At 72.6% G+C, this 12,426-nt stretch carries 16 protein-coding genes; 7 read left to right on the forward strand and 9 right to left on the reverse strand.

Annotation, left to right across the window (positions count from 1 at the left end; translation table 11 throughout):
- The 4 genes from AC1DUQ_RS07085 to AC1DUQ_RS07100 all read right to left on the reverse strand — a co-directional run.
- A partial coding sequence (locus AC1DUQ_RS07085) for a TetR/AcrR family transcriptional regulator (protein ID WP_477073562.1) occupies nt 1-389 on the reverse strand: 389 nt, incomplete at its 3' end.
- 98 nt (nt 390-487) lie between these two features.
- On the reverse strand, nt 488-1,651 hold the full coding sequence (locus tag AC1DUQ_RS07090; protein ID WP_477062820.1) for an SPFH domain-containing protein: 1,164 nt from the start codon (nt 1,649-1,651) through the stop codon (nt 488-490).
- Nucleotides 1,652-1,705: 54 nt separating this feature from the next.
- Nucleotides 1,706-2,140, reverse strand: a complete 435-nt coding sequence (locus tag AC1DUQ_RS07095; RefSeq protein WP_477062819.1) for an NfeD family protein — start codon at nt 2,138-2,140, stop codon at nt 1,706-1,708.
- A gap of 94 nt (nt 2,141-2,234) precedes the next feature.
- Nucleotides 2,235-3,029 carry an ABC transporter ATP-binding protein gene (locus AC1DUQ_RS07100; RefSeq protein ID WP_477073563.1) on the reverse strand — a complete coding sequence of 265 codons (795 nt, stop codon included), beginning with the start codon at nt 3,027-3,029 and terminating at the stop codon, nt 2,235-2,237.
- 86 nt (nt 3,030-3,115) lie between these two features.
- Between AC1DUQ_RS07100 and AC1DUQ_RS07105 the strand changes: the two genes are divergently transcribed.
- Nucleotides 3,116-3,904, forward strand: coding sequence for a hypothetical protein (locus AC1DUQ_RS07105; RefSeq protein WP_477062817.1), 789 nt, complete (start codon nt 3,116-3,118; stop codon nt 3,902-3,904).
- 4 nt (nt 3,905-3,908) lie between these two features.
- Here AC1DUQ_RS07105 and glgA read toward each other — a convergent pair whose 3' ends face one another.
- Nucleotides 3,909-5,135 carry a glycogen synthase gene (glgA, locus tag AC1DUQ_RS07110; RefSeq protein ID WP_477062816.1) on the reverse strand — a complete coding sequence of 409 codons (1,227 nt, stop codon included), beginning with the start codon at nt 5,133-5,135 and terminating at the stop codon, nt 3,909-3,911.
- Nucleotides 5,136-5,246: 111 nt separating this feature from the next.
- On the opposite strand from glgA, the gene glgC reads away from it, so the two are divergent.
- Genes glgC through AC1DUQ_RS07125 form a run of 3 tightly spaced genes read left to right on the forward strand, consistent with a single transcriptional unit; the run spans nt 5,247 to nt 8,250 of the window.
- Nucleotides 5,247-6,488 carry a glucose-1-phosphate adenylyltransferase gene (gene glgC / locus AC1DUQ_RS07115; protein ID WP_477062815.1) on the forward strand — a complete coding sequence of 414 codons (1,242 nt, stop codon included), beginning with the start codon at nt 5,247-5,249 and terminating at the stop codon, nt 6,486-6,488.
- A 44-nt stretch (nt 6,489-6,532) separates the two neighbouring features.
- On the forward strand, nt 6,533-7,177 hold the full coding sequence (gene serB, locus AC1DUQ_RS07120) for a phosphoserine phosphatase SerB (protein WP_477062814.1): 645 nt from the start codon (nt 6,533-6,535) through the stop codon (nt 7,175-7,177).
- Nucleotides 7,174-8,250 carry a DUF4037 domain-containing protein gene (locus AC1DUQ_RS07125; protein ID WP_477073564.1) on the forward strand — a complete coding sequence of 359 codons (1,077 nt, stop codon included), beginning with the start codon at nt 7,174-7,176 and terminating at the stop codon, nt 8,248-8,250. The genes serB and AC1DUQ_RS07125 overlap by 4 nt, the downstream gene beginning before the upstream one ends.
- Before the next feature lie 54 nt (nt 8,251-8,304).
- Here AC1DUQ_RS07125 and AC1DUQ_RS07130 read toward each other — a convergent pair whose 3' ends face one another.
- The 4 genes from AC1DUQ_RS07130 to fabG all read right to left on the reverse strand — a co-directional run bounded on the left by AC1DUQ_RS07130 (nt 8,305) and on the right by fabG (nt 10,946).
- Nucleotides 8,305-8,685 (reverse strand): hypothetical protein, encoded by a 381-nt coding sequence (locus AC1DUQ_RS07130; RefSeq protein WP_477062812.1) that lies wholly within the window; start codon nt 8,683-8,685, stop codon nt 8,305-8,307.
- A 157-nt stretch (nt 8,686-8,842) separates the two neighbouring features.
- Nucleotides 8,843-9,361 carry a SixA phosphatase family protein gene (locus tag AC1DUQ_RS07135; RefSeq protein ID WP_477062811.1) on the reverse strand — a complete coding sequence of 173 codons (519 nt, stop codon included), beginning with the start codon at nt 9,359-9,361 and terminating at the stop codon, nt 8,843-8,845.
- 41 nt (nt 9,362-9,402) lie between these two features.
- Nucleotides 9,403-10,173, reverse strand: a complete 771-nt coding sequence (gene fabI, locus AC1DUQ_RS07140) for an enoyl-ACP reductase FabI (protein WP_477062810.1) — start codon at nt 10,171-10,173, stop codon at nt 9,403-9,405.
- A 41-nt stretch (nt 10,174-10,214) separates the two neighbouring features.
- Complete coding sequence (fabG, locus tag AC1DUQ_RS07145) at nt 10,215-10,946, reverse strand: 3-oxoacyl-ACP reductase FabG (RefSeq protein WP_477062809.1); 732 nt, start codon at nt 10,944-10,946, stop codon at nt 10,215-10,217.
- 133 nt (nt 10,947-11,079) lie between these two features.
- Between fabG and AC1DUQ_RS07150 the strand changes: the two genes are divergently transcribed.
- The 3 genes from AC1DUQ_RS07150 to AC1DUQ_RS07160 all read left to right on the forward strand — a co-directional run.
- Nucleotides 11,080-11,439, forward strand: coding sequence for a DUF3099 domain-containing protein (locus AC1DUQ_RS07150; protein WP_477062808.1), 360 nt, complete (start codon nt 11,080-11,082; stop codon nt 11,437-11,439).
- Nucleotides 11,436-11,678 (forward strand): hypothetical protein, encoded by a 243-nt coding sequence (locus AC1DUQ_RS07155; protein ID WP_477062807.1) that lies wholly within the window; start codon nt 11,436-11,438, stop codon nt 11,676-11,678. Before AC1DUQ_RS07150 ends, AC1DUQ_RS07155 begins: the two co-directional genes overlap by 4 nt.
- The coding region (locus tag AC1DUQ_RS07160; RefSeq protein WP_477073565.1) for an SURF1 family cytochrome oxidase biogenesis protein at nt 11,675-12,426 on the forward strand (752 nt) is incomplete at its 3' end. The genes AC1DUQ_RS07155 and AC1DUQ_RS07160, both read left to right, overlap by 4 nt.

The raw sequence follows: 12,426 nt of genomic DNA on the forward strand, positions 1-12,426 counted from the left end.
CCCGGGGACCGTCCGGGCTCGAGCCGGCTGATCTCGTGCAGCAGGGCCATCCACCGCATGGAGTCGCCGACCCGCGCCAGTCCCTGGGCCAGGATCGCGACCAGGCGGTCACGCAGCGGAAGCGCGCGGTCGATCGCCGCGAGCTCGGGGACCGACACCGCCGGGTCGACCGCGGCGAGGACTGCCTCGCGGACCAGCGTCACCTTGTCGGTGAACACCCGGAACAGGGTGCCCTCCGCCACGCCGGCGGCCTCGGCCAGCTCGCGGGAGGTGACGGCCGCGCCGCGCTGCAGCAGCAGGGGTCGCACGGCGATCAGGATGGCGGCCCGGCGCTCGTCGGGTGGCAACGGCGTCGCGCGTCCGGTCGGCGGCTGAAGAGTGGTGTCCACCACGCGACCGTAAGTGAGTGAGCACTCACTCCGGAACTCTGTTCGCTGTGGGCGAACATGTGGCAGGGCCGGACCCTTGTCGGGTCCGGCCCTGTGCGTCAGGTGGTCGGCGCGTCCTCCGGCGGCGGCTCCGGCGACCGCGGGGGCACCGCTCCCCCACCAGGACGCTGCCCGAGCTCGACCGACGGGTCGAACGGCAGACCGCTCAGCGTTCCGGAGCTCGTCGCGTCCGCGGTGGCCGCGGCCGACTCGCGTCGCGCCTCGGCGAGGGCCTCGGCCGGGTCCGCCAGCGTGGTCGGCGGCAGGTCGTCGCCCAGGGGCGAGGTGCCGGCCGGGCGGCCCGAGTCGGAGACTCCCCCGTCGCTCCCGGTGAACGCGCCGCCGAACCCCTTCGCGAACGTGCCGAGCGCGCTGGTCAGCTCGGACGGCAGGAACCACATCTTGTTCGACGGGGTCGCCGCGATCTTCGGCAGCACCTGCAGGTACTGGTACGCCAGCAGCTTGGGGTCGGCGTCGCCGCGGTGCACGGCGTCGAACACCTGCAGGATCGCCCGGGCCTCGCCCTCGGCCGTGAGGATCGCCGCCTGGGCGCCACCCTCGGCCCGCAGGATCGCGGCCTGCTTCTCGCCCTCGGCCGTGAGGATCTGCGACTGCTTGAACCCCTCGGCGGTCAGGATCGCCGCACGACGGTCACGCTCGGCGCGCATCTGCTGCTCCATCGAACCCTTGATGGAGTCCGGCGGGTCGATCGACTTGAGCTCGACGCGGTTGACGCGCACGCCCCACCGCCCGGTCGCCTCGTCGAGCACGCCACGCAGCTGGCCGTTGATCTGGTCGCGGCTGGTCAGCGTCTGCTCGAGGTCCATGGACCCGACGACGTTACGGAGCGTCGTGACCGTGAGCTGCTCGATGCCCTGGATGTAGTTGGCGATCTCGTACACCGCCGACTTGGGCTCGGTCACCTGGAAGTAGATGACCGTGTCGATGCTCACCACGAGGTTGTCCGAGGTGATCACCGGCTGCGGAGGGAACGACACCACCTGCTCGCGCAGGTCCACGCCGGCGCGCACCCGGTCGACGAACGGGATCAGCAGGTGCAGGCCGGCGTCCAGCGTGCGGGAGTAGCGCCCGAGCCGCTCGACGATGATCGCGACGGCCTGCGGGACGATCTTGACCGCCCGCACCAGCGCGATGACGACGAACAGCAGGACCAGCCCCAGCACGATGTACAGGGCGATCTGCCCACTGCCCAAGCCGTCCATGAATCCTCCAGAAGGGGTCACTCGCGGGCGAGCTGCCCGCGGTCGTTCAGGGGGTCAGGCGCCGACGACGGGGACGACGACTGCCGTCGCTCCGTCGATGCGGGACACCCGCACCTCGGTGCCGGGCGGGAGGGCCTCGGCGGCATCCGCCCGGGCGCTCCACACCTCACCGTTGAGCTTCACGCGGCCACCCTCGACGGTGACGGTCGAGACGACCACCGCGTCGCGGCCGACCAGGGCCGCGGCGTTGGTCTCCACCAGCGGCATCCGGGCCTTCAGGTGACGCAGGAGCCACGGACGGAGCGTGGCGAGCAGGATGACCGAGGTCAGCGCGGCGACGACGAACTGCACCGGCACCGGGGCTCCGAGCCAGTAGGCGATCGCCCCGGCGATGGCCCCGCCGGCGAACATCGCGAGCACCAGGTCGAGCGAGAGCATCTCGAGGATGCCCAGCGCCAGTGCCGCTCCGATCCACCACAGCCAACCCATCGGTGCCCACTCCCTCGGTCAGGCAGGTCCCGGCGACGGAGCCTGCTGTCCAACCGATACTAGACGGGTTCTTTGCGAACCTGTGGGGAAATGCTCAGCCCTGAGAGGAAGCGGCGCGCGCCGACCAGCGACCGTCGGTCTTGTCGACGACGAGCGGGAGGTCGAACGCGCCCGACAGCGTCTCCGGCGTGAGCACCTGGTCGATCGGTCCGGCCGCGAAGGCCTTGCCCTGGCGCAGCAGCAGGAGGTGCGTGAACCCGGGCGGGATCTCCTCGACGTGGTGCGTGACCAGCACCAGGACGGGCGAGCGGTGGTCGCCGGCCAGCTCGGCGAGCGCGGCGACGAGCTCCTCGCGGCCCCCGAGGTCGAGCCCGGCGGCAGGTTCGTCCAACAGCAGCAGCTCGGGGTCGGTCATCAGCGAGCGGGCGATCTGCACACGCTTGCGCTCGCCCTCGGAGAGGGTGCCGAACGTGCGGTCGGACAGGTGCGCCACACCGAAGGCGGCCAGCAGGTCCGTGGCACGCGAGTCGTCGAGCGCCTCGTACTCCTCGCGCCAGCGGCCGGTCACCCCGTAGGCCGCGGTGAGCACCACGTCGCGCACGCTCTCCCCCGCGGGGATGCGGTCCGCGAGCGACGCGCTCGACAGGCCGATGCGCGGTCGCAGCTCGAAGACGTCGACTCGCCCCAGCCGCGAGCCGAGCAGGTCGGCGGTCCCGCTGGTCGGGTGCATCCGGCCCGAGGCGACCTGCAGGAGGGTCGTCTTGCCCGCACCGTTGCGGCCGAGCACCACCCACCGCTCACCCTCGCGGACCGTCCATGTCACCTCGTCGAGGATCGWCGTCGTTCCCCGGCGGATCGTCACGGCCTGCAGGTCGAGCACGTCGGTCATGGGCACGACCCTAACCGTCGAGCCGCACGTCGGCGGCCTGCGACGGGCCGCTCGTCGGTGCGCTGGGTCACGTCTACCGTTGTCCCGTGGACCTGACCCTGGAGCTCCCCCGCTCCGTCCTCCTCGCGCTCTGGCTGGCGGACGAGAGCACCGACCGCGCGGTGCTCGTCGACGCCGTGCAGTCCGACGACGAGCCGCACACGGTCCAGCGCCGGCCCTCGCACGACGAACCGCTCCGCGACGACCTGACCGACGAACCGCTGAGCGCGCTCCTCGACGCGTGCGCCGGCTCGCCCCGGGACGTCGCCGCGGTGCTGCCCGTCCCGGGTGACCCGGGTGCCACCCCGGCATCGGTGAGCTCGGCGGCCACCGAGGCCGGCGAGGCGGTGCTGGTCCGCACCCCTCAGGAGTGCCTCGTCGCGGTCCCCGTGGTGCAGCGCTTCGGGTCCGCGCTCGAACCCGGGCACCTGGTCACCTGGGAGCTCTCCGACGTCGCGGACTGGCGCCACGCCGTGCACGCCCAGACCGGGTCGCTGCAGGACGCCGAGCGGGAGCTGCGCCAGGGCCTGCTCCAGGCGACCGAGGCCCTGGTCCGCCTCGACGTCGCGCAGTGGCGTCCCGACGCCGCCGAGACCGTGGCGGCGCTGCGCGAGCTCGAGCTGCCCGCGTGGCGGCTGCCGGACAGCCTCGACGGCCGACGCGTCCGGGTGCTCGCCAGCGCGGCGCGGCTCCGCGCGATCGTGGCGCTGGCTACGCAGGACGACGGTGCCTCGGTGAACCTGTGGCAGGCCGATCAGCGGTCGACGGCGCTGCGCGAGGTGGACCGGATGGCCCGCCGCGCGATGGCCGCGGCGGCGTCCCAGGTGACGGCCTGACCCCTCAGCCCAGGGCCGACCGGTACACCTCGAGCGTGCGCTCGGCGATCGCCTCCCACGTGAAGTGGTCCTCGACCCGTCGGCGCGATGCGAGACCCCACTCGGCGGTCCGGGCCTCGTTGCCGACGACGTCCGTCAGGGCCTCGGCCAGGTCGTGCACGAACCGCTCGGGGTCGACCGGGGTGCCGGTGCCGTCCTGCAGCTGGTCGATGGGGACGAGCCGGCCGGTGACCCCGTCGTCGATCACCTCGGGGATGCCGCCGGTGGCCGTCCCGACCACGGGCAGCCCGACCGCCATGGCCTCGAGGTTGACGATGCCCAGCGGCTCGTACACCGACGGGCAGGCGAACACCGTGCCGTGCATGAGGACGGCGATCAGCTCGTCGCGCGGGAGCATCTGCTCGATCCAGACCACACCCGACCGCTTGGTGCGCAGCTGCTCGACCAGCCCGGTGACCTCCGCCATGATCTGCGGCGTGTCCGGCGCTCCTGCACAGAGCACCACCTGGACCTCGGGCGGCAGGAGCTCGACGGCCCGCAGGAAGTACGGCAGGCCCTTCTGCCGGGTGATCCGGCCGACGAAGACGACGCTCGGCCGTGTGGTGTCGATGCCCAGCGCCCGGACCGTCGCCGCCGCCTTCGCCAGCGCCTCGTCGCTCGTCGGCCGCTGCCACTGGTCGAGGTCGATGCCGTTGTGCACCACCTTGACCCGGGCAGGGTCCACGCTCGGATAGGCCCGCAGGATGTCCTCGCGCATGCCGCCGCTCACCGCGATGACGGCCGCGGCACCCTCGTACGCGGTCTTCTCGGCCCAGCTGGACAGGGCGTAGCCACCGCCCAGCTGCTCGGCCTTCCAGGGGCGCAGCGGCTCGAGGCTGTGCGCGGAGACCACGTGCGGCAGGCCGTGCAGCAGCCCGGCGAGGTGGCCGCCGAGGTTGGCGTACCAGGTGTGCGAGTGCACCAGGTCGGACGCGACGCCGTCGGCGCCGACCGCGCCCACGGCGTCGGCCATCTCGAGGTCGATCCCGAAGGTCTGCAGGGCGGCGTTCGCGCCCGCGAGCTCGGTGGGGACGGAGTAGCCCGTCACGCCCGGGGCGTCGCGCGGGCCGTCGAAGCAGTGGACCCGGACGTCGATGGTGCGCTCGAGGACGCGGGTCAGACCCGCGACGTGGACGCCCGCTCCGCCGTACACGTGCGGCGGGTACTCCCGGGTCAGCAGGTCGACACGCACAGCAACCATCCCCTCGCCACCGGCACCGACGACCGGTTCTCCCGCCGACACGCTAGCGCGTGAGCGAGGTCACGCCTCGCTGGGACCGCGTCCTGGGCCTAGGGTCGTGCCATGGCAGCGCCGCGCGTCCTCGCTATCGTCCTCGCAGGTGGGGAGGGCAAACGTCTGATGCCCCTCACCGCCCACCGCGCCAAGCCGGCGGTGCCCTTCGGGGGGTTGTACCGGCTCGTCGACTTCGCCCTGTCGAACGTCATCAACTCTCGGTACCTGCACGTCATCGTGCTGACCCAGTACAAGTCCCACAGCCTCGACCGGCACGTGTCCAAGACCTGGCGCATGTCCGCGCTGCTGGGCAACTACGTGGCGGCGGTCCCGGCGCAGCAGCGCGTCGGCAAGCACTGGTACCTCGGCAGCGCCGACGCCATCTACCAGTGCCTCAACATCATCGAGGACGAGCGCCCGGACATCGTGGTCGTCGTCGGAGCCGACCACGTGTACCGCATGGACTTCTCCCAGATGGTGGACGCCCACATCGCCTCGGGCGCCGAGTTCACCGTCGCCGCGATCCGTCAGCCGATCGAGGAGGCCGACCAGTTCGGCGTCATCGAGGTGGACCCGACGGACGCGACGCGCATCAAGGCGTTCCTCGAGAAGCCGACCGACCCCGTGGGCCTGGCGGACTCCCCCGGCGAGATCCTCGCGTCGATGGGCAACTACGTGGCCAACGCGGACGCCCTCGTCGCGGCCGTGACGGCCGATGCCGAGAACGTGAACTCGCGACACGACATGGGCGGCGACATCGCCCCGTACTTCGTCGAGCGAGGCACGGCCGGCGTCTACGACTTCCTGCGCAACGACGTCCCCGGTTCCACCCCGCGCGACCGGGACTACTGGCGCGACGTGGGAACGATCGACGCGTTCTACGAGGCGAACATCGACCTCATCTCGATCGAGCCGGTGTTCAACCTCTACAACGACGAGTGGCCCCTCTACAGCGGGTACATGAGCATGGCGCCCGCCAAGTTCGTCCACGCCGGAGCGGGCAGGCTCGGCCACGCCGTCGACTCGGTCGTGTCACCGGGCGTGCTGATCTCGGGCGCGACGGTGTCCGGGTCCGTGCTCTCCCCGGGGGTGCGGCTGCACTCGTGGGCGCAGGTCACGGACTCGGTACTCATGGACGACGTGCACGTGAACCGGTACGCGCAGGTGCACCGCGCAATCATCGACAAGAACGTCGTGGTGCCGGAGCGCGTCCGCATCGGGCTCGACCACGACCACGACCGCGCGCGCGGCTTCACCGTCACGGAGTCCGGGATCACGGTCGTCCCCAAGGGCTCGGTCATCACGGACTGAGCAGGGGGCGCACCCGTGGGCCCGCGCCGCTACCCTGCCGTCCCGTGAGCCCGCAGCCGCCCCGCCTCGTCGTGATGGACGTCGACTCGACGTTCATCACCGGCGAGGTCGTCGAGATGCTCGCCGCCCGAGCGGGCTCCGAGGAGCTCGTCACCGAGATCACCGAGCGGGCCATGCGCGGTGAGATCGACTTCGCCGAGTCCCTGCACGAGCGCGTGGCGACGCTCGCCGGGCTGCCGGACTCCGTGCTGGCCGACGTGCTCGCCGAGGTGGAGCCGTCCCCGGGTGCCGCGGAGCTGGTGGCAGAGATGGGTGCCCGCGGGTGGCCCGTGGGCCTGGTCTCCGGTGGGTTCATCGAGATCGTCGGTCCCCTCGCCGCGTCGTTCGGCATCAGTCTGACCAGGGCGAACGCCCTCGAGGTCGTCGACGGCCGACTCACCGGCCGGGTGAGCGGCCCGGTCGTGGACCGGGCGGCGAAGGCGCGGACCCTGCGCGAGTACGCGGACTCGGTCGGGATCCCGATGGAGCGCACGATCGCCATCGGCGACGGCGCCAACGACATCGACATGGTGGTCGCTGCCGGCTTCGGGATCGCCTACAACGCGAAGCCGCTGCTGTGCGCCGCGGCCGACGCCGTGGTGCGCGACCGGCTGGACTCCGTCCTCGCCCTGCCGGTCTTCGCGTCGTGACCGCGTTCGTGCCGGGTCTCGACCTGGCGCGGATGCTCTACACCGAGGTCTGCCCGGTGCTGGCCGAGCGGGACCTCGCGCACACGGCCGCGCTCGTCGGACCCGGGTCGGACGTGCTGGGCCTCGACGACGCGACCTCGACCGACCACGACTGGGGTCCGCGTCTGCAGGTGCTCCTGTCGGCGGCCGACCACGCCACGCACGCGCGGGACCTGCACGAGGAGCTGCGCCACCGGCTGCCGGGCCAGGTGGGCGGCTGGACGACCCGGGCCGCGGCGCCTGCTCCCGACGGCACACGCGGGCTCGGCCCCGCCACGGCGACCGGGCCCGTCGACCATCGCGTGCAGATCCTCACGCTCGACAGCATGCTGCGGCGGTTGCTCGGCCCCGTCGAGCCCACGACCGTTGCCGACTGGCTCGTCGTCCCGCAGCAGCGGCTCCTCGAGCTCACCGCCGGAGCCGTCTTCCACGACGACCTCGGCCTCGGGGCCGTCCGCTCGCGCCTGGCGTACTACCCGCACGACGTGTGGCTGTACCAGCAGGCGGCGGCGTGGTCCGCGATCGGTCAGGACGAGCACCTGGCCCCACGGGCGGGCATGGCGGGCGACGACCTGGGGTCCCGCCTGGTCACGGCCCGCCTCTGCCGCACCGCCGTGCAGCTGGCCTTCCTCCAGGAGCGTCGGTACGCCCCGTACGACAAGTGGCTCGGGACCGCGCTCGCCCGCATCCCCTCGGCCGCGACGGTGCGCGAGTCGATCGCCTCGACGCTCACCGCGGACCGCTGGGAGGTGCGGCAGGAACGTCTCGGCGACGTGCTCGTCGAGCTGCTCCGCCGGCACAACRCGCTCGGTCTGACGGAGCGCGTCCCCGAGCGGACCGTGCCGTTCCATCGTCGGCCGTTCGCGGTGGCGGACGGCGCGTCGGTCGCCCGGCTCCTCGCCGCAGCGGTGACCGACCCGGAGGTGCGTGCGCTGTGCGGCAGACCGCTCGTGGGCGGGATCGACCTCGTGAGCGCCAGCACCGACCTCACGTCGGACGTCGACAGGACCGACGTCCTGCGCGGCCTGTACTGACCTCGGCCCAGGTCTGGCACGGGCCTTGCCGGCCCGGCCGGTACCTGGTCAGTCCTAGCGAGCTTGCTGCCCGGCGCCGTGGGCATCGGCTCGTTGCGTCGGAACGTCGCACGCCATGTCGGCGTCGACGAAGAGTCGCAGCCGGTCGTCCGCTGCCAACGATGCCAGCGCCCACTCACGGCGGGCGGCGGTCGCGGCGGTCTCGACATGGTCTGCCGTCGACTCCAGTGCCTGTGCCTGCCGCATCAGCCGTTCGTCGTCGGGGGCGGCGGCTGCGGCGACGGCTGCGGCGTCGGCACCGTGGCGCGCCCTGCGTGCCGCGAGCAGCAGATGGGCGGCCCTGGCCCGGGCCACGTGCTCATGCCGACGCGCGCGGAGCTGCTCGGCGGTCGCGCTGGCGTGCGTAACGGTGCGGACCTGCTGCGTGGTGGTCATGTGGCTCGCCTCCCTGTCCACAACTACGGCAGACGGCACGCCAGCCTTGAGGGGCTTGGCCCGGACGCCATCGTCGTAGAGCGGCGGGCCGTCCAGCTCGCCGACGTCCGGCAGCTTCCCCGGGCGGCGCGGCCAAGACTGGCGCGTGGTACAGACCTCAGCCCGGCAGCACGAGCGTGCGCAGCGTCGCCGTCCCGATCTCGAGGGCGTCCCAGTCGGGAACCTCCAGCAGGGACCGGCTCGCGGTCGGCACCCCCACCCGCACGCGGGCCAGGGTGGCGGGGTCCGAGTCGGGACCGGCCAGCGCGACCGCCGACTGCGACATCGTCGGCTCGTGACCCACGACGAGCAGCGTGCGGACGTCGGCGGGCACCGCGCGCACGAGGTCGATGAGCGCGCGTGAGCCGGCGTAGTACAGGTCGTCGAGGTAGCGGACGTCGGGGTCCGCGCCGAGCGAGGCGCGGGCGAGGTCCCACGTCTGCCGCGTCCGCACGCTCGCCGAGCAGAGCACGAGGTCCGGCACCAGCTCGTCCGCCGCCAGGCCCGCGCCCACGCGTGCCGACTGGCGCCGACCGACCAGCGACAGCGGCCGCTGGATGTCCGAGATCAGGTCGGGGTGCTCGGCCTTGGCATGGCGCAGCAGGAGCAGTCGCCGGGTGCCTGTGTCGGGCCTCACCGGCTCAGAGTGCCATTCGGGGGCTCTGCGCGCAGCAGTGGTCACAGACCCATCGCGTGGTAGCCACCGTCGACGTGCACGATCTCACCCGTGGTCGCGGGGAACCAGTCCGACAGGAGCGCGGCGACCGCGCGGGCCGTCGGCTCCGGGTCGAACGCGTCCCACCCGAGCGGCGCGCGCTCCGGCCACCCGCCCTCCATGGCCTCGAAGCCGGGGATCGACTTGGCGGCCGTGGTGCGGATGGGGCCGGCCGAGACCAGGTTCACGCGGATGCCGTGCGGGCCGAGGTCGCGGGCCAGGTAGCGCGACGTCGACTCGAACGCGGCCTTGGCGACGCCCATCCAGTCGTAGACGGGCCAGGCGTAGCGGGCGTCGAACGTGAGACCGACGATCGCACCGCCCGAGCTCAGCAGCGGCTGGGACGCGACCGCGAGCGACTTGAGCGAGTACGCGCTGACCTGCAGGGCCGTCGCCACGTCCGCCCACTCGCCGGCCAGGAAGTTGCCACCCATCACGGACTGCGGCGCGAACCCGATCGAGTGCACGACGCCGTCGAGCGAGTCGAAGCCCGCCTCGCGCACCCGGTCCGCGAGCGCCGCCAGGTCGTCGGCGTCCGTGACGTCGAGCTGGAGCACCTGCGCCTCCTTCGGGAGGCGTCGCGCGATCGCCTGCGTGAGGCGGAACTGGCGGCCGAACGAGGTGAGCAGCACGTCCGCGCCCTCCTGCTGCGCCAGGCGCGCCACGTGGAAGGCGATCGACCCGTCCGTGAGGACGCCGGTGACCAGGAGCTTCTTGCCGTCGAGCAGACCCATGTGCGTTCCGTTCTCTGTGTCGCCGTGCAACAGGTGGGAGGTCAGTGGCCCATGCCCAGGCCACCGTCGACGGGGATGACCGCGCCGGAGATGTAGCCCGCCGCGTCGGACGCGACGAACTCCACGACGCCGGCGACCTCCTCGGGCAGCGCGAACCGGCCGAGCGGGATGGACTCGCGGTACGCCTTCTGCTTGTCCTCGGGCAGGGCGCGCGTCATGTCGGTGTCGATGAACCCCGGGGCGACGACGTTGGCGGTGATCGCCCGTCCGCCCAGCTCACGGGTGATCGAGCGGGCCATGCCGACGAGGGCCGACTTGGACGCCGCGTAGTTCACCTGGCCGGCCGACCCGTAGAGGCCGACCACCGAGGAGATGAAGATGATGCGCCCACGGCGGAGCCGGATCATGCCCTTGCTCGCGCGGCGCGCGCAGCGGAAGGCGCCGGTGAGGTTGACGTCGATGACGTCGTCGAACTCCTCGTCGGTCATCCGCATGAGCAGCTGGTCGCGGGTGACGCCCGCGTTGGCGACGAGGACCTCGACGGGACCGTGCGCGGCCTCGATCTCGGCGAACGCGGCGTCGACGCTCGCGGTGTCGCGCACGTCGCCGACCACGCCGAGGACGCCGTCCGGCAGGTCACCCGAACGGTAGATGGTGGCGACCTTGTCGCCGTTGGCCACGAACCGCTCGGCGATCGCCCGTCCGATGCCTCGGTTGGCCCCGGTGACGAGGACGCTGCGAGCGGTGGCTGTGTTGCTGGAAGTCTCAGGCACGGGACACGACGCTATCCGACGACTCCTGTGCGCCGCGGCAGGGTCCGCGCCCACGTTCGTCGCGCCGTGTTGTGGGACCTGGACAACACGTCTCCTCAGCGCCGCCACAGGCTCACCGGACTACGATCAGGTAGTGAGCAGCATCCGTCGGCGACCGGACCTCCCCTCGGAGGAGGTCCCCAGCATCACCAGCGCGCCCGAGCCGCTCGCGGACGACCTGGCGCGTCGCCAGAAGCGCTACCTCGTCCAGATGGGGATCCGGATCCTGTGCTTCGCCGGCGCCGTGCTCACCTGGGGCCGGATCCCGATGTGGGCGTCCCTGCTGCTGATCGTCGCCGCCGTGGTCCTGCCCTACTCCGCCGTGCTGTTCGCCAACGCGGGGCGGGAGCGCCGCGACTCGGACGGCACGTTCATGGCCGCGCGCGAGATCGGTCCCGGCTCGGGAGCACCCCGCGGTCTCGGTCCCTCCGACAACCCGGACGGTCGCGCGTGAGTCTGTTCGCCCCTGTTCCCGACGCCGTCGACGAGCTGATCTGCAGCGGCCGCGGCTGCCGCGCGGACGCCACCTGGGGGTTGCTCTGGAACAACCCGAAGCTGCATACGCCCGAGCGCCGCAAGGTCTGGCTCGCGTGCGACGACCACCGGGAGCACCTCAGCACGTTCCTCGACGCGCGCGGCTTCCTGCAGAGCGTGGTCCCCGTGGCGGAGCTCGAGTCCGCTCCCCGGTCATGAGCCCAGCGGCACGCCGCGCCACCGGCCTGGTCCTCGTCGGGCTGGTCCTGGCGGTCACCTGCACGCTGCTCGGCCGGTGGCAGTGGAACCGGCACGTGTGGCGCGACGGGGCGATCGCCGTGGTCGAGGCCAACTGGTCGGCCGACCCCGTGCCCCTGGGCACCGTGCTCGACTCCCCCGGCAGCACGCTCACCGACGCGGACGTCTGGCGTCGGGTCACCGTGGTCGGGCACTACGAGCCCGACGGCACCGTGCTGCTGCGCAACCGGCCGGTGGACGGTGCTCCCGCGTACCACGCGCTCGTCCCGTTCGTCGTGGAGGACGCCGAGGCTCCCGCGCTGTCCGGGAGCGTGCTCGTCGTCGACCGTGGCTGGGTGGAGCCCGGCGCGGACGGGAGCGTCGACGTCGTCCCGCCCGCGCCCCCCGAGGGCACGATCACGCTGACCGCGCGGCTGCGGCACGACGAGCCGGCATCGAACCGCACCGCACCGGTGGGACAGGTCCAGGCGATTGCCGTCGACCAGGTGCTCGAGGCCGGTGGCGTCCAGGGTCGGTCGGTCGACGCCTATGTCGCGATGACCGCCGAGGATCCGTCCGTCTCCCCGGTCCCCGGACAGCTCCCCGCGCCGAGYACCGACCCGGGCTCGCACCTGTCCTACGCGTTCCAGTGGTGGACGTTCGCGCTCGGCGGGCTCGTCGCGTTCTGCCTGGGCGCTCGCCGCGAGCTGCGGGACGAGCGGGCCGCGCG

The sequence above is a fragment of the Cellulomonas sp. P4_B5_2 genome, from assembly GCF_056402235.1.

What these genes read in the sequence shown, in the direction of transcription:
- AC1DUQ_RS07090 (WP_477062820.1), bottom strand. Translation starts at nt 1,651, where the DNA reads ATGGACGGCTTGGGCAGTGGGCAGATCGCCCTGTACATCGTGCTGGGG.
- AC1DUQ_RS07095 (WP_477062819.1), bottom strand. Translation starts at nt 2,140, where the DNA reads ATGGGTTGGCTGTGGTGGATCGGAGCGGCACTGGCGCTGGGCATCCTC.
- glgC (WP_477062815.1), top strand. Translation starts at nt 5,247, where the DNA reads ATGGCAGCGCCGCGCGTCCTCGCTATCGTCCTCGCAGGTGGGGAGGGC.
- AC1DUQ_RS07130 (WP_477062812.1), bottom strand. Translation starts at nt 8,685, where the DNA reads ATGACCACCACGCAGCAGGTCCGCACCGTTACGCACGCCAGCGCGACC.
- fabI (WP_477062810.1), bottom strand. Translation starts at nt 10,173, where the DNA reads ATGGGTCTGCTCGACGGCAAGAAGCTCCTGGTCACCGGCGTCCTCACG.